The following is a 20,414-nucleotide window of genomic DNA, read 5'->3' as shown; positions in this document are numbered from 1 at the left end:
GCCGGCTTAGCTCAATTGGTAGAGCAACTGACTTGTAATCAGTAGGTTGGGGGTTCAAGTCCTCTAGCCGGCACCATGTAAGTTTCGGAGGGGTAGCGAAGTGGCTAAACGCGGCGGACTGTAAATCCGCTCCTTCGGGTTCGGCAGTTCGAATCTGCCCCCCTCCACCATTTTACATAGGGGCATAGTTTAAAGGTAGAACTGAGGTCTCCAAAACCTCCAGTGTGGGTTCAATTCCTACTGCCCCTGCCAAATATATAAACACAACATGGCGGTTGTGGCGAAGTGGTTAACGCACCGGATTGTGGCTCCGGCATTCGTGGGTTCAATTCCCATCAGTCGCCCCATTTTTATTTTTTAAAAAATTACAAATAAATTAATGGATACTTACATATAATTAAGTAAAACTTCGGTGGGCTATAGCCAAGCGGTAAGGCAACGGACTTTGACTCCGTCATGCGCTGGTTCGAATCCAGCTAGCCCAGCCATTTTTGCGGAAGTAGTTCAGTGGTAGAATACAACCTTGCCAAGGTTGGGGTCGCGGGTTCGAATCCCGTCTTCCGCTCCATTTTAACTTCATATGGCGGCATAGCCAAGTGGTAAGGCAGAGGTCTGCAAAACCTTTACCACCGGTTCAAATCCGGTTGCCGCCTTTCTTTTATGCCGATGTGGCGGAATTGGCAGACGCGCACGACTCAAAATCGTGTTCCTTCGGGAGTGTCGGTTCGACCCCGACCATCGGTATCACGAACGGCGTAACATCAAGGCTCTACACTAATTGTGTAGAGTTTTTTTGTGTTTTTTTCACACTACAAAATAAGCACTAATAGTGCGTTGGGGTAGTGTGCGGTGAGTAAGTGACGAACTTTAGATACAGTTGGAAAAAACTATGAAGTATTAAAAGGATAAAATTTCAGTAGAATATTACATATACAAGAATTTTTTCGAGCACTCTAGAGAGAATCTCTCCACCCTGGTGACATGAAGTTAAATCCGATACCACCAGTTGAAATTACCACATTATCAGCTGGTAATTTCGTAATTTCGAAAAACTTCTTTTCAAACTCTTCTCTGTTGTACTTGTGTTGTACTTGTACATAGTTGAGTGACACGACCATATTTGTGTTGAAGTACTCAACCAGTCCCCTAATTCCTTTAATTTAGGGAACGAATCAAAGTGAATTGGACCATCCAATTTTATGAATCTCACTTGATAGATAGTTGGGTTTAACTTCTCTCCTATTCCTTTAAAACCATGTGATTTTTTCTCATTTGAATGTGTCATAATTCTCCCCCTATCTTTCCTTCAAATTTTTTCCTATTTTAATTATACAGCAATAGAAAGTAATTAAGGAAATATTATGGGATTAGTAGAGGAATGAAAAGGAATAACTTTAGTTTGATAATGAATAGTTCATAACATACTACATAACAAATCTTTAAAAGGACATGGCAGCTTTGCCCTGTTTCTTATTGTTTAGCGAGAAATAATAAAATAAATCATCACAGTAATAAATGAAATATGATAAATTTAATCAAGGGAGAGAAATGAAAGTAAAAGGTGTCAGTTATTTAATATGATTCCATTTTGGCTCCGTTTCATTTTAATTTATCATGTTTAAAGAAGCTCAAAATTTTTAAAATGCTTTAAAATAAAGGATTTTAAGGGTAGCACTCTATATAAATGTCACCTAAAAAGACCCTAACAGAAATGTTAGGTTTTTTTTTGTTAAATTATGCTATGTGATTCTAAAATTCGTAATAAACTTAGGAATTCATGTATAATATAACTTGTCGAAAGAACAAAATGATAGTGATTTATATTATGTCTGTAATATGAATCAAAAATGAACTTTTTATATTTCTTTTAAAAATGTGTTGAATACACATTATATTTCATATTAATATTTTTATGTAGATTTAAAATGGGAAAGAGAGTGGAAAGTATGGGCCGTAAATGGAACAATATTAAAGAAAAAAAAGCATCAAAAGATGCAAATACAAGCCGTATATACGCGAAATTTGGACGTGAAATTTATGTGGCAGCAAAACAAGGCGAGCCAGATCCAGAATCAAACCAAACGTTAAGAGTTGTATTAGAACGTGCGAAAACATACAACGTGCCAAGAACAATTATTGACCGTGCGATTGAAAAGGCAAAAGGCGGTTCAGAAGAAAACTATGACGAGCTTCGTTATGAAGGCTTTGGACCAAACGGATCTATGGTAATTGTAGATACACTGACAAATAACGTAAACCGTACTGCAGCAGATGTACGAGCTGCATTTAGCAAAAACAGTGGTAACATGGGTGTAAACGGTTCTGTCGCTTACATGTTTGATGCGACAGCTGTTATCGGTCTTGAAGGTAAAACATCAGATGAAGTTCTTGAAATCTTAATGGAAGCAGATGTAGATGCACGTGACATTCTAGAAGAAGAAGATTCTGTTATCGTTTATGCTGAACCTGATCAGTTCCATTCAGTACAATCTGCACTTAAAGGTGCTGGTGTTGAAGAATTTACAGTTGCAGAATTAACAATGCTTGCACAAAGTGATGTAGAACTTCCTGAAGATGCTCAAGTGCAATTTGAAAAAATGGTTGATGCATTAGAAGATTTAGAAGATGTACAGCAAGTTTACCACAACGTAGACTTAGGGGAATAATATAAGATAGAAGACCCTTTCCTTTAACGGATAGGGTCTTTTTTTATGGAGTTAATTAAGGTGGTAAAGTATTAAAGGTATTTTGTAGCTGCTAGGGAATATGGTTATAGGTTTGTATTTTAAATAATCATATTTCTAGGAGGTATTTCTGTGGAGCATAAAACACCAAAGCATATTGTTGCCGTAGCAGGTTATTTAACAAATGAAAAGAATGAGGTGCTTTTAACGAAAGTGCACTGGCGAGCAGATACGTGGGAAATGCCTGGAGGACAGGTAGAAGAAGGGGAAGCGCTCGATCAAGCTGTTTGCAGAGAAATAATGGAGGAAACAGGATTAACTGTGAAGCCTATCGGAGTTACAGGGATTTATTATAATGCTTCTATGCATATTGTAGCTGTTGTTTTTAAAGTAGCATATGTTAGTGGTGAAATAAAAATTCAATCTGAAGAAATACAAGAGGCTAAATTTGTTGCTTTAAACGAAGAGAACATTGATGAGTATATAACGCGTCCTCATATGAAATCAAGGACACTTGATGCGATGAAAGCAATGCATTTCATTCCATACGAAACATGGGAAGTTCAGCCATATAATCTTATAGGAAGGTTGTAAAGTTTTGGTTAGTTATTTGAGGACAGCTCAAATTGCTAACCTTTTCTTTATGTATACTGTTTCAGAAAAAGGTCACAATAATAAAGTGTAGGCTAATAATTAGTGGAGGAAGCAGGACTACCACCTAATTTCCTAGCTTTAGCCAAGTTTTGAGGGAGAATTCTTACTGCACACAAATAGCGAGATAATCCGAAAGCTAGTATTGATTTATAGAACGTTTGTTCTGTATAATGGTGATATATCGTATATAATTAGATTGCTAGATGTTTAAAAGCATAAATGTATAAACTGATATAATAAAAGAATAAAGTGAAATTAAGGAGAGTCCTACTTCCTATAAATAGTGTGATAAATAAATGTATATTCAATATTTCATATGAATAGTAGATAAAAAGGGACTGTGATACAATACATTTTTACACCTTACAATGTTGTAAGGTAGGTGTAAGAGAAATCGATGGGATATTCTTTTATAACAAGGTATTCTTAAATTAAGAGTTATATGCTGTGTGGAAAAGAGGTGTTCGAGATGAAAGAACGAGTATTATCAAGAGTGAACTATCATCAAAAAGTTGCATTAAATCCATTAACTAAATTTCTTTATAAAGCCATTATATTATTATTATTGTTAAGTTTTGCATTATTATTCGTTGGAAATGTAATGATTGAGCGAAGTGATATTAGTAAATTACATGTACCTGCTAATTTAGAGGTGCCAGAATCATTAACACACGCATTTATTGCGACGGAAGATAAAAGATTTTATCATCATAACGGTTTAGACTATATAGCGATTATCAGGGCGTCTATTGAGAATATAAAAGCTGGTGGTGTTGTGCAAGGAGGAAGCACGATTACACAGCAGTTATCTAAAAATGCTTTCTTATCTAATGAACGTACATTTTCCCGTAAGTGGAAAGAAATTTTTTATACGAAAAAGATTGAACGTACATTCACAAAGGATGAGATATTAAAATTGTATGTAAGTAATATTTACTACGGAGAAGGCGCATGGGGGATTGAAAAAGCAGCAAACCTTTACTTCGGTAAAAAAGTGGATCAATTAACACTGGCTGAAAGTGCAATGATGGCTGCTATAGTAAAAGCACCGGCTTATTACTCACCTGCACAAAATTATGATAAAGCAGTTGAGAGACGGAATGTAGTTTTAAGGCTAATGGAGAAAGAAGGGTATATAAATCATGATGAATATGTGCAAGCAGTTAGTGAGAAATTAGTAATTCGCCATGATATAAAAACAGAGCAATCCATGTTAAAAAATGCCCGTGAAAAAGCAGTAAGTTAAAAGAAGTTCCTACATAGGAGCTTCTTTTTTTAATAATTTGTGACAAAAGGCGACACAATATTGTCACAAACGTTGTATTTTTGTAATTTATGTGAGCGTGTTCATTGCGTGACCTATGTAAGTATTGATATTATGTGTATTGTGTACAATGATGTATACAGAATATGAAATTAAAGAGGAATGTATATGAAATCATCAAACAAACTCATGGCTCTTGGTATAGTTTTTTCTATCGCAGTATTGATTGTAATCGGGACGATTGTGTATAGCATCATAAATGACAAGAAAGATAAAGGGAATGAGATGTTTGCTTATTCTACGCAACAATCTTTAGGAAAAGATGATGCTCCAGTTAAGGTAGTTGAATTTGGAGACTTTAAATGTCCAGCTTGTCGTACTTGGGATGTAACAGTATTACCACGATTAAAAGAAGAGTATATTGATAAAGGTAAAGTGCAGTTATATTTTATTAACTTCCCGTTTATCGGAAAAGACTCTGATTTAGGTGCAGCTGCCGGTGAAGCAATTTATAAACAAGATCAAGATTCATTCTGGATTTTCTATGATGAGATTTATCAAAATCAAAAGAAAGATACGGAAGAATGGATTACAGAAGAATTACTTCTTAATATTGTGAAAGAAAAGCTTCCGAAAATTAATGTAGAACAGTTTAAAAAAGATTTACACAGTAAAGAAATGAAAGACAAAGTACGTAAAGATTCAGATCGTGCTCAAAAATTAAAAGTTCAAGGTGCTCCTTCAGTATATATAAATGGGAATCTTGCAAACCCTGATTTCGATAGTATGAAGAAGGCGATTGATAAAGAATTGAAAAAGTGATGAGGTATCTCATCACTTTTTCGACTTTTTTCGATAAATTTCTTGCTTCGATTTTTTTTACATGCTATACTACTATACATAAGTTATTTCAATATCTTATATTTTTTTCATATTTGCGGGTGTAGTTTAGTGGTAAAACAAGAGCCTTCCAAGCTCTGGTCGAGAGTTCGATTCTCTTCACCCGCTCCAAATTTTATTTAATGTTTTTCTAATAAATTGTGATCAACGCAGTGTTTCGTTTCTAAGATAAACGAAGCATTGCGTTTTTTAATGTTTGAAAATCATAATTGTATGCGAAAATAGAAGTGAAGAATATTATTCCAAAAGTGAATTGATAACCAGTATAGTCGTTACATAAGGGATGGATTCATCGGTGGAGGCGATTGAAAATGGACTTTGAACAATTAAAGCAAGATGTAATTGCGTATAGTAAAACGATTGGTATAGATAAAATAGGTTTTGCCAGTGCTTCACCATTTGAGGAATTAAAGCAGCGCCTAATCCAGCAACAACAATTGAATTATCAGTCTGGATTCGAAGAGCCTGATATAGAGAAGAGAACGAATCCACAGCTATTGCTACCTGGTGCGAGATCAATTATTGCGATTGCTTTAGCATACCCTTCAAAATTAAAAAATGCACCATTAAGTAAACGAGGGGAACGACGTGGGATTTTTTGCCGTGCTTCTTGGGGCCAAGATTATCACCTTGTTCTACGAGATCGTTTGCAAAAGTTAGAGGCATATTTAATCGAAAAGCTGCCGGATATAGAAGTGAAATCAATGGTTGATACAGGGGAGCTAAGTGATCGAGCTGTTTCAGAGCGTGCCGGTATTGGATGGAGTGGTAAGAACTGCGCTATTATTACGCCGGAATTTGGTTCGTATGTATACTTAGGAGAAATGATTACGAATGTTCCATTCCCTCCTGATCGGCCAATAGAAGATCAATGTGGAAGTTGTACGAAATGTATTGATATTTGTCCTACAGGTGCTTTAGTACAAGGCGGGCAGTTGGACTCGAAGAAATGTATTGCATTTTTAACACAGACAAAAGGGTTTCTGCCTGAAGAATATCGCGATAAAATAGGAAACCGTATATATGGATGTGATACGTGTCAGACTGTTTGTCCGAAAAATAAAGGAATGGATTTTCATAACCATCCTGAAATGGAGCCTGACCCTGAGTTAGTTAAACCGTTATTAACACCACTTTTAACAATTAGTAATCGTGATTTTAAAGAGAAGTATGGAATTATGTCTGGTTCATGGAGAGGTAAAAAACCATTGCAACGAAATGCTATTTTAGCACTTGCGCATTTTAAAGAAACAGCAGCAATTCCTGATTTAATCGGTGTTATGAAAGATGATCCAAGACCAGTCCTTCGGGGAACAGCAGCATGGGCACTTGGGAAAATTGGTGGAGATGGAGTAGGAGAAGCGATTGAAAAAGCGATGGAACGTGAGAAAGATGAAGAGGTTCTTCATGAAATGAATCGTGGACTTGAATTGTTAGCACAGAAAAAAGAGTAGATAATATCTCCCTTTTTCATATTGTAATATGGGAGGGAGACGAAATGGTTGTAAAAGCGAATATTGAAAAGCAAGTGCAACAGTTTTTAGCATATATAACAGAGAAACGAACAGATGTAGATGGTATTGCAGTAGATTTGTTACAAATGGTACAGAGAAAGAAACAATTGTTTCAAAAGCGTAGTGCACATATAGTGAAAGCAACTGCAGATATTTCTTTCGTTAGACAATTAAATAGTAATGAGCATCAAGAAATTGATTATCAAATACACTTGAAATATTTAATTAAGCATAAAGAATTATTTTATATCGAAGAGGAACAATTAAAACGACGAGTTTGTTTAAAAAATAGTTGTATAATAGATGATTATGCTCTCGAAGTGTCAGAAGAAATAGGAATAGGTGAAACGTTAGAACGGGAAGTCACGAAAGAAAAATACGGTTCATATCAATATAATCGTTTAGAGGCAGTGAAATATGCAGAGCGTTGGTGGGATGATCGCAATTCTGCATACCGTAATTTTCCGGATAATTGTACAAATTTCATTTCACAATGTCTGCATACTGGAGAAGTACCAATGAATGGACATCCTAACATTCGTAAAGGGTGGTGGCAAAGGGGAAACCAGTGGAGTTGGAGCTGGGCTGTAGCACACTCTTTTTATTGGTATTTGTCAGGTGCTACAACAGGGCTTCGAGCAGAAGCAGTAGAAAGGCCAGAAGACCTTATTCTTGGCGATGTAATTGCGTATGATTTTGAGGATGATGGTAGGTGGAATCATACGACAATTGTAGTAGCAAAAGACGCAGATGGTATGCCGCTTGTAAATGCACATTCAGCGAATAGCCGCAGGCGTTATTGGAACTATGAAGATTCTAGTAAATATACACCACAAATGAAATATAAATTCTTTCATATTATTAATGGGTAGAGATTTTTCGTTCAAGTGGTATAATACGTAGTAGATAAAAAATAGAGGTGAATATCGCGTGGGAGTACATGTTGTTTTATATCAACCAGAAATTCCAGCAAATACAGGAAATATTGCACGTACTTGTGCAGCAACTGGAACAGAATTACATTTGATTAGACCGCTTGGATTTTCAACGGATGACAAAATGTTAAAGCGTGCAGGATTAGATTATTGGCAGCACGTAAAAGTTACGTATTATGATTCAATCGAAGAATTTTATGAGAAAAATAAAGATGGTGAATTCTTTTATTTAACAAAGTATGGCGAGAAAGCTCATACAGCATTTAATTATAGCAAACGTGAGAAGGATTACTATTTCGTATTTGGAAGAGAAACAAATGGATTACCAGCTAATGTAATTGAAGAAAACTTCGATCATTGTTTACGTATTCCAATGACGGATAAAGTACGTTCATTAAATTTATCTAATACAGCAGCAATTTTAATTTATGAAGCGTTCCGTCAACAAAATTATCCAGGATTAGATTTAGAAATCGTGTATTAAAAGTCGCCATTTGGCGGCTTTTTTATTTTTTTAAAAAATATGTAATCATACATTTTAAAAAAGGTACATATTCATATAGAATGAGATATATGAATAAAAATAGATAAGACGGGTTGAGATAAATATGAAGGAACAATATAATAATCAAAATACCTTTTTAAGTATGATAGATATGGATTTAGTAAGACAGGGATTGTTACATGCTATTCAAGATTTAGTGTTTATTGTGAAAGTTATTGATGATGAAACTTTTAAATATATTTATGTGAATAAAATAGGAATGAATCACGCCAGGCTAGGGAAAGAATGTTATGGGAAAACTTTTGCAGAAGTATTACCAGAAGATACGGCAAGGTTATTGCAAGGACACTATGCAAAAGTAATGAGAGAAGCGAGAGCAATTACATTTTGTGATGTAATTAGTTTGCCAACTGGTGATATACATTATGAATCTTCACTTAATCCAGTATGCGATGTAAATGGAACATGTCAGTTTATTATTTGTATTACTAGAGATATTACAGCACAGGTTAAGAAAAAAGTGGAAATAGAAGAAAAACAAATGTTATTTAAGTCATTACTAGAATATAATAATGATTCCATTATATCTGTAGATTCTATTGGAAGAATTACATATGCAAATCCAGCGACTTATGAAATTTTTGGGTATCGATATGAAGAGTTAAAGGACCAATTTATTTTTCAGTTTATAAATAAAGAATATGAAAAAACTTTTCAAATTATATTTAAAAATGCTTTACAGGGAAGAGCAAAACAAATTGTTGCAAAGAAATATATTCATAAAGAAGGATATGAACTTTATATTTCCGTGAGGACAATCCCCATTATTGTGAATAGTGAAATCGTCGGGGTGTACATTGTTACGAGGGATGTTACGAGGCGAGTATTAAATGAGATGAAAACAGAATATTTGGCTTACTTTGATCAGTTAACGGGGTTAATGAATAGAATATCATGTACAAATAAGCTAAATGAATTTTTAGCTGAGAATAAAGAATTCGCATTGGTTTTTATAGATTTGGATGAATTTCACCTTATTAATGATACATTTGGTCATAAAGAAGGGGATCAAGTCTTAAAAAAAGTTACTGAATGCTTACGAGACCTAAAAATAGAAGATATGCATTTATTTAGAGAACATGATGATCAATTTGTTATGTTAATAGAAAATATAACGAGAGAATACGTAGAGGAAGTTGCACAAACAATATTAAAGAAAATTAGTGGGCATTTTGTAATAGAAGAAGAGGATGTTTATTTGAGTGCATCAATTGGGATTGTAATGGCCCCAGAAGATGGAATGGATGAAAAAATGCTTTTCCAAAGAGTCGACGCAGCTTTGGAAAAAGCAAAGGAAAAAGGAAAAGGGTATTATCATTTTTATTGTAGTGGATTAGATTGTGAACGTGAACAAAGGTTTATAATAGAAAATCAGTTACATCGTGCTATAGAGAAAAATGAATTTTCCCTCTATTATCAACCTCAAATTAATATTGAAACGGGAAAGATGGCCAGTATGGAAGCCTTAATAAGGTGGGAGAATAAGGAGCTAGGTTTTGTCTCGCCAAATCAATTTATCCCACTTGCTGAAAGAACAGGGTTTATTATTAAACTTGATGAATGGGTAGTACATCAAGTTTGTGAACAGATACGTGAATGGTTAAATAAAGGATATGAGGTTGTACCAATCGCAGTTAATATTTCAGCTAGACATTTTCGTTCTATTACATTAATAGAGATGATTACACGTGCTTTAAATAAGTACAACGTTCCCCCTCATTTATTAGCAATAGAAGTTACAGAAGGGGCTCTTATACATAAAGATGTATCAAAAAGAGTGTTATTGCAGTTAAAAGAACAAAATTTAAAGATTCATTTAGATGACTTTGGAACGGGATATTCATCTTTAAGTTATTTAAAAACATATCCGATTGATACGTTAAAAATTGATCGTTCTTTTATGGAAGGTATATATAAAGATGAAAGAGATACGAATATTACGGCTGCAATTATTCATTTAGCACATACTCTAGGGTTAAATGTAATTGCAGAAGGAGTAGAAAAGGCGGAACAAATACAGTTCTTAAAGGAAAAGAATGTGAAAATCGTACAAGGTTATTTTTATAATCGCCCTTTATCGATATACGATGTGGAAAATATTTATTTTAAATAGTGTATAAAAAACAAGAAAAAAAGTGATGTGCTGAAAAGCACATCACTTTTTTTGTGTACCTGGTTTATCGTTATAACCAGATGTGAAAATAGCTGTAAGAAATGTGAGTGATACACCTAAAATTAATAATAACTTCATACTAATTTCCCCCTTACTTTTTCGGTTTACGAATCCTATTTGTGAATCGAAATGTATGTAAGGTTCCCAGAAGAAAAGAATTTATTTACAATGAATAGCAGCGTGAAAACTTTAATATCTTTATTATACAGAATTTTCTTTGAATTTTGGAGAGAATTTTATCGCGCTATTATATATTTCGTTTTGATTTAAAGAATGTTTAAGGACATCCTAGCATACCTTTTATAATAATCCGATTGAACAAGGAGATGGGGGAGGAGCTATAATGGATATTCTAAAGAAAATTGAACAATATCGGGAAGCAGAGGAACGTTTACAATGGGAAGGTACGTTTGCGGAGTATTTGGAGCTTGTGAAAGAAAGACCATGGGTGGCTCAAACAGCACACTCTCGCATTTACAATATGATAAAAGATGCTGGAATTGAAGAAGTTGATGGTAGAAGAAAATATAACTTCTTTAGTAATCAGCTATTTGGATTAGAGGATGCTTTAGAACGCCTTGTGGAAGAATATTTTCATCCATCTGCAAAACGATTAGATGTTAGGAAACGTATTTTGTTATTAATGGGGCCTGTTAGTGGGGGGAAATCAACATTAGTTACGATGTTGAAACGAGGATTAGAAACATATTCACGAACAGATCGTGGAGCGATTTTTGCAATAAAAGGATGCCCAATGCATGAAGATCCACTTCATTTAATTCCGCAACATTTACGGAATGATTTCTTTGATGAATATGGAGTAAGGATTGAAGGGAATTTATCACCATTAAATGTTATGCGTCTAGAGCAAGAATATGGGTCAAGAATTGAGGATGTAGTTGTAGAGCGTATTTTCTTCTCTGAAGATCGCCGTACAGGAATTGGTACATTTAGTCCTTCTGATCCAAAATCACAAGATATTGCCGATTTAACAGGTAGTCTAGACTTTTCTACAATTGCAGAATACGGTTCGGAATCAGATCCTCGTGCATATCGATTTGATGGAGAATTAAATAAGGCGAACCGCGGCATGATGGAATTCCAAGAGATGTTAAAATGTGATGAGAAATTTTTATGGCATTTACTATCGCTTACACAAGAAGGGAATTTTAAAGCAGGAAGATTTGCGCTTATTTCAGCAGATGAATTAATTGTAGCGCATACAAATGAAACAGAGTATCGTTCCTTCATAGCAAATAAGAAAAATGAAGCATTGCATTCACGAATTATTGTAATGCCGGTTCCATATAATTTACGGGTTAGTGAAGAAGAACATATTTATGAAAAAATGATTCGTGAAAGTGATGTGTCCAATGTTCATATTGCACCGCATACACTTCGCGTTGCAGCAATGTTCACTATTTTAACTCGTTTAAAAGATCCGAAGCGTCCAGATATTGATTTAATTAAAAAGATGCGTTTATATGATGGAGAAACGGTAGAAGGATATAATACGATTGATGTAGAGGAACTGCAACGCGAATATCAAGATGAAGGTATGAGGGGGATTGACCCTCGTTATGTCATTAACCGAATTTCTTCTACAATTATTCGAAAAGAGGTACCATCTATTAATGCACTAGATGTACTGAGATCGTTAAAAGACGGATTGGATCAGCACCCGTCAATTAGTAGTGAGGACCGAGAGCGCTATATGAATTTCATCTCATTAGCGAGAAAAGAATACGATGAAATTGCTAAGAAAGAAGTACAAAAAGCATTTGTTTATTCATACGAAGAATCAGCTAAGACACTTATGGATAATTACTTAGATAACGTCGAAGCATACTGCAATAAATCAAAATTACGTGATCCGTTAACTGGTGAAGAAATGAGCCCAGATGAAAAACTTATGCGTTCGATTGAAGAGCAAATTGGAATTTCAGAAAATGCTAAAAAGGCATTCCGTGAAGAAATTTTAATTCGCATTTCTGCTTATGCACGTAAAGGAAAACGCTTTGATTATAATTCACACGAACGTCTTCGTGAAGCGATTCAGAAAAAACTATTTGCCGATTTAAAAGATATAGTGAAAATTACAACATCAACGAAAACACCAGACGAAAATCAGCTTAAGAAAATCAATGATGTTGTTGCACGCTTAATTGATGAGCATGGCTATAATTCTTCATCTGCGAATGAATTGTTACGATATGTAGGTAGTTTGTTAAATCGATAGTTTGATAACAAAACGCTGTCTCTTATTCTTGGGACGGCGTTTTGTTATCTATTGATATTTGTAAAAAATGTCATAGCTTGTCCGAATATAATAAATTAAGATGCGATTTTATGAATTTCTTGTCAATTATTTTTACAATATGCATATGATAGAGTAACCAACCATTCATACAAAAAAGCCAACACAATACAATATGTTGCAAAACGAAAATGTGTGCAACAATGCATTGTGTTTCTTTCTTATCAACGGCTGAATGTTTCTTTCTATTATGTGAGTGGCAAAATTTTGTTTAGGATGCTCGGAGTATTGTATGAAAAACGCTATATATGTTTATGGGATGATTTTCGATGAACAGTTATTTTTCAAATATTCTAGTTACGCACACTAGAAAACAAAATTATAGATTGCTGTTCATAGGGGAAGACAATTACAGTAAGGAGGGAAAGGAATGAGCGAAGAAAACCAACCAAATTACACGATTTCACAGGAAAACTGGTCCCTCCATCGCAAAGGATATGACGACCAACAACGCCATCAAGAAAAAGTGCAGGAGGCAATCAAAAATAATTTACCAGACCTTGTAACAGAAGAAAGTATAGTTATGTCTAATGGCAAGGATGTTGTGAAAATACCGATTCGTTCTTTAGATGAATATAAGATTAGATACAATTATGATAAAAACAAACACGTTGGGCAAGGAAACGGTGACAGTAAAGTTGGTGATGTTGTTGCAAGAGATGGATCAGGTGGTCAAAAGCAGAAGGGACCAGGAAAAGGGCAAGGGGCAGGAGATGCAGCTGGAGAAGATTATTATGAAGCAGAAGTCTCAATTTTAGAATTGGAGCAAGCGTTTTTCAAAGAGTTAGAGCTGCCTAATTTAAAGAGAAAAGAAATAGATGAAAACCGGATTGAACATATTGAATTTAATGATATTAGAAAAACAGGATTATGGGGAAATATTGATAAGAAACGGACGATGATATCTGCATATAAACGAAATGCAATGCGTGGTAAAGCATCTTTCCATCCAATTCACCAAGAAGATTTAAAGTTCCGTACTTGGAATGAAGTGTTAAAGCCAGATTCAAAAGCTGTTGTATTAGCGATGATGGATACGAGTGGATCGATGGGAATATGGGAGAAGTATATGGCACGTAGCTTCTTTTTCTGGATGACAAGATTTTTACGCACAAAGTATGAAACCGTAGACATTGAGTTTATTGCTCACCATACGGAAGCGAAGGTCGTCACAGAAGAAGAGTTTTTCTCAAAAGGGGAAAGTGGCGGAACGATCTGTTCTTCTGTATACAAAAAAGCACTTGAGTTAATCGATAATAAATATTCACCAGACCGTTATAATATTTATCCATTCCATTTTTCAGACGGTGATAATTTAACTTCGGATAATGCTAGATGCGTAAAGCTTGTGGAAGAGTTGATGAAGAAGTGTAATATGTTTGGGTATGGGGAAGTGAATCAGTACAACCGCCACAGTACGCTTATGTCAGCATATAAAAATATTAAAGACGAGAATTTCAGATATTATATTTTAAAGCAAAAAGCAGATGTATTTCATGCGATGAAGAGCTTTTTTAAAGAAGAATCAGGAGAAAGAATGGCATAACCCCTTGTAAAGGGGTTATTTTTTGTAAACTTTTTATTTTTTTAGTTGACAACGATAATGAAAATCATTATCATTTATTCGAAAATGATTATATTTTGATTTATATATTTTGGAGGAGATGTAAAGTTGGAAAGAAATAAAAGAAAACATATAAATGCGATGATTATCGCTGCGGCGTTATCGCTTCCATTTGCTACGTATTCAACGCCTGCTTTAGCAGCTGTAGTAATTGAGGCGAACAAAACTGGACATGCTTTAGAAGATGGTACATATGATGCTGTTATTAAAGCGTATAAAGATAAAACGAATGAAGAGTCTATGGCAGCTGTTTATATAAAAAATCCTAAATTAACCATTGAGAAGGGGAAGAAAATTGTAACGGCAACGTTAAGTGATAGTGATTTCTTCGAATACTTGAAAACAGAGGATATTGATACTCCTGGTGTATTCCATGATGTAAAAGTCATATCAGAGGATAAAAAGAAAAATGGGACGAAGGTTATTCAATTTGAAGCTGGAGAATTAGGAAAAAGATATAATATGCAAATGCATATTTATATTCCGACAATGGCCTATGATAATAAGTACCAGGTGCAGTTTGAAGTAAATGCGTTAAATCTAGAAAACAATGTTCCAAAAGATCAAAAGGAAAATAAAGAGGATAAAGTGGATCAACAAGATGGAAATGTAATAGTAGATAAGCAATTGCAAATGCATATTAATAAATATAACTTGAATAGAGAGAATCTAAATACGCCAATAACTAAGGAAGATTTATTAAAAGTTAAATCTTTAATAGTCGTTGAGGCAAAAAGTAAAGGAATAAAAGACGTAAGCGGTCTAGAATATATGACGAACTTAGAAAACTTAACGTTGGAAGAAGTTAAGTTAGAAAATATACAATTTATCTCGAAGTTGAGACAATTAAAATCATTAAGTATAACTTATGGTGAACTCGAAGATATTGGACCTTTGGCTGAGTTAGAGCATGTTGAGATTTTAAGTTTGAGAAACAATAAAATTTCAGATTTAAGCCCATTGAGTCAAATGAAGAAGATTAAAATGTTAGATTTAAATAGCAATTATATAAAAGATATTAAACCATTATTTACAGTAACGACTTTAAGGACTTTGACTGTAGCAAATAATCAAATTAGTAATGCTAATCTTGCTGGGATTGAGCAATTGAAAAATGTGAAGAATTTATCTTTAAGTAACAATGGACTTACTAATATCGAGCATATTACCTCAATGAAAAAGTTAGTGGAGTTAGACCTTTCTAAAAATGAATTAAAAAACATCGAACCTTTATTAAGATTATCTACTGTACAATCACTTAATTTAGAGGAAAACTATATTTCAGATATAACACCACTTAGTCAATTAACAGGTTTATATGATTTAAAGCTGGGTTCGAATGAAATTCGTGATGTTAGACCTGTCCAAGAATTAGGAAAAAGAATGTATATCGATATTCAAAGACAAAAAATCTTTTTAGATGAAGCAAGTGTGGATGAAGAAATAAAAATTCCAATATACAATCTTAAAGGAGAAACACTTCAAAATATTAATGTAAAAAGTGAAGAGGCTACTCTGAATAACGGATTTATAAAATGGAATAGTCCTGGAGAAAAAATATATGAATTTAAACTAGATACGAATTCTGCTGAAAGTAAAATAAGATTTAATGGGACGGTTATACAAAGTATAGTTGAAAAACAAACAGAAAATAAAAATGTAATTCTTGATAAAAATTTACAACAACATATTAATAAAAAGAATTTTGGTAGAGAGAATCTAAATGCCCCTATAACAAAAGAAGATTTATTACAGATTAAAACATTAGAGATACTTAAAGAAAAAGGAAAAGAGATAAAAGATCTAACTGGTTTAGAATATATGACGAACTTAGAAAACCTCACTTTAGAAGGAGTAGGGTTGAAAAATATTGAGTTCATTTCAAACTTGAAACAATTGAAAGACGTGAATGTATCTCATAATAAAATTGAAGATATAACGCCGTTATCTTCACTGGAAAATTTACAGTGGTTAAACCTTGCGGATAATCATATTAAAGATGTATCAGTTCTTGGTTCAATGTTAGACCTACTCAGTTTAAAATTAGCTGGAAATGAGATTCGTGATGTAAGGCCGTTAATACAATTAGGTCAATGGTTTTCAATTGATGCCGGAAGACAAAAAATCATTTTAAATGAAGCGAAAGTAAATGAAGAAATTCAAGTTCCGGTATATGACTTAGAAGGAGAAACTATTGAGAATATTAAACTAACAAGTGAGGGTGGAACGTTTAATAACGGAGTAATGAAATGGAGTACTCCAGGTGAAAAGGTATATAAATTTGATTTAGAGTCGGATGAAACTAGTATAAGCTTTAGCGGAACAGTTATCCAGAATATAGTTGAAAAAGAAGAAGTGAAAGAACCGGAAAAAGAAGTTGAGGAAGCGAAAGAAGAAGTGAAAGAACCGGAAAAAGAAGTTGAAGAAACGAAAGAAGAAGTAAAAGAGCCAGCAAAAGAAGTTGAAGAAACGAAAGAAGAAGTGAAAGAACCGACAAAAGAAGTTGAAGGATCAAAAGAAGAAGTAAAAGAACCAGCAAAAGAAGTTGAAGGATCAAAAGAAGAAGTAAAAGAGCCTGCAAAAGAAGTTGAAGGACCAAAAGAAGAAGTAAAAGAGCCTGCAAAAGAAGTTGAAGAATCAAAAGAACCAGCAAAAGAAGCTGAAGGCTCGCAAGAAGTGAAAGAGCCAACAACAGAAGTTGAAGGGGCGAAAGAAAAAGAAGTAGCACGAGAGATTGAAAAATCGAAAGAAGAAATAAATCAAGCCACAGTAGTTCAAGAACAAAACGTGAATAATCAGGTTGTGACAGAAAAAGTAGTAGAGAATCAAAGCATGAAAGAAAATAAACCAGTTGTTAATAAACAAGAAGAAAGTAAGAAGTCGCTAGGAGCAACAGGTGGACAAGCGAATACATCAACGTTACTTTCAGGCGTAGCATTAGTTCTTTCAGCACTGAGTATGTTTGTATTTAGAAAGAGATTATTTAAGAAATAAAAACGTTTTATCTTATTATAATGTAAAGTGATTATACGAGTTTTTGAGAAGACATTATCATGGCGATTTCATTTTGAAATATGCTTATGATGATGTCTTTTTTTAGAAGGATATAAATGAGGAAAGTGTAAATGTATTAGAGAAGGAGGAGAGGTTATGCATGTTAGTTCTATTTTGAAAATCGAAGAAGTGGCATCATTTATTGCAACTGTAAATAAAGATGCTACGCATCATGTTGGTTATTGTGGAGATGAGAAAGAGGAGTTATTACAGACAATTACCCATGAGTTTTCTGATATAGGCTGGGAACAATCTTTTGTTATTACTTATGAAAATAATAAAATAATAGGTGTATTAGGATTTGATGTGGATGAAGTAAAAAAATGTGCAGAAATATGGGGGCCTTTTATTATTGCAGAGAATTGGGAAGAAGTTACTTTACATATGTGGAAGGAACTTATAGAAAAGGTGCCTTTTCATATTGAGAAATTTTATGGTTTTTATCATGTGGAAAATAATAATTGTGCCCGCTTAATGAAGGATTTACATGCTAAAGAACAAGATCGACATAGTATTCTCATTTTAAATAATATTGCGGGACAACGTATTATATGTAATGTAGAAGAAGCTTTACCAAAAGTATTTGAGCAGTTTATTACTTTACACAATAATGTTTTCCCTAATACATATTATGAAGGAAATGAAATTATCAAACGTTTAAGTGATACGAATAAATTATTTGTAAGTATGAAGAATGATAAGTTAGAAGGTTATGTATATATTGAAGTAAATCCGGAGTTTCAAGAAGCGAATATAGAATTTATTGCAACCACTGAAAATAGTAGAAGAAAAGGTGTTGGAGAGCGGTTATTACAAGGTGCAATTCAGTATATTTTCTCCTTTCAAGGGATGAGAGAGATAGAACTATGTTTGAATACGAATAATGTTCGTGCGATGAAGTTGTACAAGAAAGTAGGTTTTGAGGAGAAAGCATGTTTACAGCACTATATAATAGAGTAAAAACCCATTCGTATGAAAATTATATTTCATACGAATGGGTTTTATTTAATTTACTTTGCCGCTCTCAGTAATAACGGATTCAGGACTAATCTGAGGAGCGAATACCCCCATTTAGAAGAGGTGCTAATTGTTACATAACCTTTTTTATCTTTTGCGGAACTTCTTTTGTTTGCGAATTAACATCTTCCTTTCTCAGCTCTTTAAAGAGCGAAGTAACCATAAGGACGACTACGATAGAAAATGGTAGAGCTGCGATTATAGCTGCAATTTGTAGTGCATTTAGTCCTCCTGCTTGTAATAAAATAGCTGCAATTATCGCGATTGTTAATCCCCATATAAGTTTTAAACTGTTTTTCGGTGATAAGCTTCCGTTACTCGTTTGCATTGAAACAACAAATGTTGCCGAGTCGGCAGAAGTAACGAAAAATGTGGCTACTAAAATTAACCCGATAATTGTTAAAAATGTAGAGAATGGTAGGTGTGAAATAACAGCAAATAATCCAATCTCTGTACCATTTTTTGCGATTTCATCAGCTATTCCAAGCGATTGGAACATTTCCATATGGATAGCGGTACCGCCAAATACTGCAAACCAAAATGTACAGATAAGAGTTGGAACTAATACAACTCCAAAAATAAATTCTTTTATTGTGCGCCCTTTAGAAATACGGGCGATGAATGTGCCAACGAATGGAGACCAAGAAATCCACCATCCCCAATAAAAAATAGTCCAGTTTTCAATCCAAGAAGAAGATTTTTCATTAAATGCTCCTAAATTTAATCCCATACTAGGTAAAGCCCCAATATAAGAACCGAGTGTAGATGTGAAATATTTCATAATAAATACAGTTGGTCCTAAAAGTAAAAAGGAGACGAGTAAAATACCTGCAAGAGAGAAATTTAAGTTACTCAAATATTTAATCCCACGATCTAAGCCAGTTTGTGCACTTGTTAAATATAAAACAGCGAAGATGGCGATAAGTACGAGCTGTGTAAGTAAAGTGTTATGAATAGAAGGGAATAAATAGCTTAATCCTCCGGCGATTTGTTGAGCACCGATCCCAACAGATGGCACAATACCGAATACTGTGGCTAAAACAGCTAAAATATCGACTGTTTTTCCGATAGGAGAATTTTTCGATCGATTAAATAATGGAGTAACTGTAGCACCAATTGTGCTACCTTTTTGTTTGCGGAACGTGAAATATGCAATTGTTAAAGCAACCATCGCGTATAGTGACCACGGAAAGAGTCCCCAGTGGAAAAATGAATATTGCATAGCGAGCTTGGCGCTTTCTTCTGTGCCTGCTTTTCCTGTTAATGGATCTGTAAAATGTGAAATCGGTTCAGTAATTCCGTAAAAGAGGAGTCCAATTCCCATTCCTGCCCCAAACAACATGGATAGCCAAGATGGATAACTATACTTTGGTTTTTCTCCATCTTTACTAAGACGAATAGATCCATACTTAGAAAATGCTAAATAAGTAGCTAAAATAAGCATTGAGGTCATAAGTAGAGAGTAAAACCATCCAAATTTATTGAGAATGAATGAGTTTAAAGAAGATGTAACGCTTTGTAAATCATAGCCTTGTATCCAACTTGCCGGGGTAATTCCCCATATGATGAATAATGTTGTTAGCAAGATGGAGATATAGAATACACTGTTCTCTTTTTTTATCATAGAATCCCACCTTTATTTAATAAAGTTAACAATTATATTAATCATAACAATTAAAGGTTTAATTGTCAAAAAATTCGTTTTTTTATCGT

General features: G+C 34.1%; 13 protein-coding genes, 9 tRNA genes and 1 pseudogene. 21 read left to right on the top strand and 2 right to left on the bottom strand.

From position 1 onward, the window contains the following. The 8 genes from AC0IXC_RS25005 to AC0IXC_RS24970 all read left to right on the top strand — a co-directional run bounded on the left by AC0IXC_RS25005 (nucleotide 1) and on the right by AC0IXC_RS24970 (nucleotide 744). A tRNA-Thr gene (locus AC0IXC_RS25005) sits at nucleotides 1-76 on the top strand. Between the two features lie 10 nt (nucleotides 77-86). Then, nucleotides 87-170: transfer RNA gene (locus AC0IXC_RS25000), tRNA-Tyr, on the top strand. Nucleotides 171-178: 8 nt separating this feature from the next. Then, nucleotides 179-252, top strand: a tRNA-Trp gene (locus AC0IXC_RS24995). Between the two features lie 19 nt (nucleotides 253-271). Continuing rightward, nucleotides 272-347: transfer RNA gene (locus tag AC0IXC_RS24990), tRNA-His, on the top strand. A 66-nt stretch (nucleotides 348-413) separates the two neighbouring features. Then, nucleotides 414-488, top strand: a tRNA-Gln gene (locus AC0IXC_RS24985). A 5-nt stretch (nucleotides 489-493) separates the two neighbouring features. After that, nucleotides 494-568, top strand: a tRNA-Gly gene (locus tag AC0IXC_RS24980). Between the two features lie 14 nt (nucleotides 569-582). Continuing rightward, nucleotides 583-653, top strand: a tRNA-Cys gene (locus AC0IXC_RS24975). A 9-nt stretch (nucleotides 654-662) separates the two neighbouring features. Then, nucleotides 663-744, top strand: a tRNA-Leu gene (locus AC0IXC_RS24970). Between the two features lie 209 nt (nucleotides 745-953). Here AC0IXC_RS24970 and AC0IXC_RS24965 read toward each other — a convergent pair. Next, nucleotides 954-1,285, bottom strand: a pseudogene (locus AC0IXC_RS24965) (DUF3884 family protein). A gap of 661 nt (nucleotides 1,286-1,946) precedes the next feature. Here AC0IXC_RS24965 and AC0IXC_RS24960 point away from each other — a divergent pair. The 13 genes from AC0IXC_RS24960 (at nucleotide 1,947) to AC0IXC_RS24900 (ending at nucleotide 18,644) form a co-directional block, all read left to right on the top strand. Further along, on the top strand, nucleotides 1,947-2,666 hold the full coding sequence (locus AC0IXC_RS24960) for a YebC/PmpR family DNA-binding transcriptional regulator (protein ID WP_002113875.1): 720 nt from the start codon (nucleotides 1,947-1,949) through the stop codon (nucleotides 2,664-2,666). 150 nt (nucleotides 2,667-2,816) lie between these two features. Next, nucleotides 2,817-3,278 carry an NUDIX hydrolase gene (locus AC0IXC_RS24955; protein ID WP_002010362.1) on the top strand — a complete coding sequence of 154 codons (462 nt, stop codon included), beginning with the start codon at nucleotides 2,817-2,819 and terminating at the stop codon, nucleotides 3,276-3,278. 529 nt (nucleotides 3,279-3,807) lie between these two features. Continuing rightward, entirely contained in the window at nucleotides 3,808-4,584 is a 777-nt protein-coding gene (locus AC0IXC_RS24950) for a transglycosylase domain-containing protein (protein ID WP_002029649.1), read from the top strand. A gap of 186 nt (nucleotides 4,585-4,770) precedes the next feature. Continuing rightward, the gene (locus AC0IXC_RS24945) at nucleotides 4,771-5,424 is read left to right on the top strand and encodes a DsbA family protein (RefSeq protein ID WP_002091101.1); all 654 of its coding nucleotides are present in this window, start codon (nucleotides 4,771-4,773) and stop codon (nucleotides 5,422-5,424) included. Between the two features lie 115 nt (nucleotides 5,425-5,539). Further along, a tRNA-Gly gene (locus AC0IXC_RS24940) sits at nucleotides 5,540-5,613 on the top strand. Between the two features lie 200 nt (nucleotides 5,614-5,813). Further along, the gene (queG, locus tag AC0IXC_RS24935) at nucleotides 5,814-6,956 is read left to right on the top strand and encodes a tRNA epoxyqueuosine(34) reductase QueG (RefSeq protein ID WP_012260276.1); all 1,143 of its coding nucleotides are present in this window, start codon (nucleotides 5,814-5,816) and stop codon (nucleotides 6,954-6,956) included. 44 nt (nucleotides 6,957-7,000) lie between these two features. Further along, a complete protein-coding gene (locus tag AC0IXC_RS24930; RefSeq protein ID WP_002029655.1) occupies nucleotides 7,001-7,888 on the top strand; it encodes an amidase domain-containing protein in 888 nt (295 codons plus the stop codon). 58 nt (nucleotides 7,889-7,946) lie between these two features. Further along, on the top strand, nucleotides 7,947-8,435 hold the full coding sequence (gene trmL / locus AC0IXC_RS24925) for a tRNA (uridine(34)/cytosine(34)/5-carboxymethylaminomethyluridine(34)-2'-O)-methyltransferase TrmL (RefSeq protein ID WP_002029656.1): 489 nt from the start codon (nucleotides 7,947-7,949) through the stop codon (nucleotides 8,433-8,435). Nucleotides 8,436-8,559: 124 nt separating this feature from the next. Further along, nucleotides 8,560-10,629: a sensor domain-containing protein gene (locus AC0IXC_RS24920; RefSeq protein ID WP_471653510.1), complete on the top strand. Its 2,070-nt coding sequence runs from the start codon at nucleotides 8,560-8,562 to the stop codon at nucleotides 10,627-10,629. A gap of 403 nt (nucleotides 10,630-11,032) precedes the next feature. Beyond that, a complete protein-coding gene (locus AC0IXC_RS24915; protein ID WP_471653509.1) occupies nucleotides 11,033-12,928 on the top strand; it encodes a PrkA family serine protein kinase in 1,896 nt (631 codons plus the stop codon). Nucleotides 12,929-13,376: 448 nt separating this feature from the next. Beyond that, nucleotides 13,377-14,552, top strand: coding sequence for a sporulation protein YhbH (gene yhbH / locus AC0IXC_RS24910; protein ID WP_002029660.1), 1,176 nt, complete (start codon nucleotides 13,377-13,379; stop codon nucleotides 14,550-14,552). 126 nt (nucleotides 14,553-14,678) lie between these two features. After that, entirely contained in the window at nucleotides 14,679-17,624 is a 2,946-nt protein-coding gene (locus AC0IXC_RS24905; RefSeq protein ID WP_471653508.1) for a leucine-rich repeat domain-containing protein, read from the top strand. Between the two features lie 156 nt (nucleotides 17,625-17,780). Then, nucleotides 17,781-18,644, top strand: coding sequence for a GNAT family N-acetyltransferase (locus AC0IXC_RS24900; protein WP_471653507.1), 864 nt, complete (start codon nucleotides 17,781-17,783; stop codon nucleotides 18,642-18,644). A 130-nt stretch (nucleotides 18,645-18,774) separates the two neighbouring features. Here the strand turns inward: AC0IXC_RS24900 and opuD are convergent, their stop codons facing one another. After that, on the bottom strand, nucleotides 18,775-20,325 hold the full coding sequence (gene opuD / locus AC0IXC_RS24895) for a glycine betaine transporter OpuD (protein WP_000591600.1): 1,551 nt from the start codon (nucleotides 20,323-20,325) through the stop codon (nucleotides 18,775-18,777). Nucleotides 20,326-20,414 lie beyond the last annotated feature (89 nt).

The sequence above is a fragment of the Bacillus sp. AC266 genome, from assembly GCF_979253805.1.
The sequence above is the reverse complement of the archived record's forward strand: the minus strand, read 5'-3'. Positions and strand labels throughout refer to the sequence as shown.

Bases quoted from the DNA above. Each gene is read 5' to 3' on its own strand.
- AC0IXC_RS24960 (WP_002113875.1), top strand. From the start codon at position 1,947: ATGGGCCGTAAATGGAACAATATTAAAGAAAAAAAAGCATCAAAAGAT.
- AC0IXC_RS24945 (WP_002091101.1), top strand. From the start codon at position 4,771: ATGAAATCATCAAACAAACTCATGGCTCTTGGTATAGTTTTTTCTATC.
- queG (WP_012260276.1), top strand. From the start codon at position 5,814: ATGGACTTTGAACAATTAAAGCAAGATGTAATTGCGTATAGTAAAACG.
- AC0IXC_RS24950 (WP_002029649.1), top strand. From the start codon at position 3,808: ATGAAAGAACGAGTATTATCAAGAGTGAACTATCATCAAAAAGTTGCA.
- AC0IXC_RS24920 (WP_471653510.1), top strand. From the start codon at position 8,560: ATGAAGGAACAATATAATAATCAAAATACCTTTTTAAGTATGATAGAT.
- AC0IXC_RS24915 (WP_471653509.1), top strand. From the start codon at position 11,033: ATGGATATTCTAAAGAAAATTGAACAATATCGGGAAGCAGAGGAACGT.
- AC0IXC_RS24930 (WP_002029655.1), top strand. From the start codon at position 7,001: ATGGTTGTAAAAGCGAATATTGAAAAGCAAGTGCAACAGTTTTTAGCA.
- yhbH (WP_002029660.1), top strand. From the start codon at position 13,377: ATGAGCGAAGAAAACCAACCAAATTACACGATTTCACAGGAAAACTGG.
- AC0IXC_RS24900 (WP_471653507.1), top strand. From the start codon at position 17,781: ATGCATGTTAGTTCTATTTTGAAAATCGAAGAAGTGGCATCATTTATT.
- opuD (WP_000591600.1), bottom strand. From the start codon at position 20,325: ATGATAAAAAAAGAGAACAGTGTATTCTATATCTCCATCTTGCTAACA.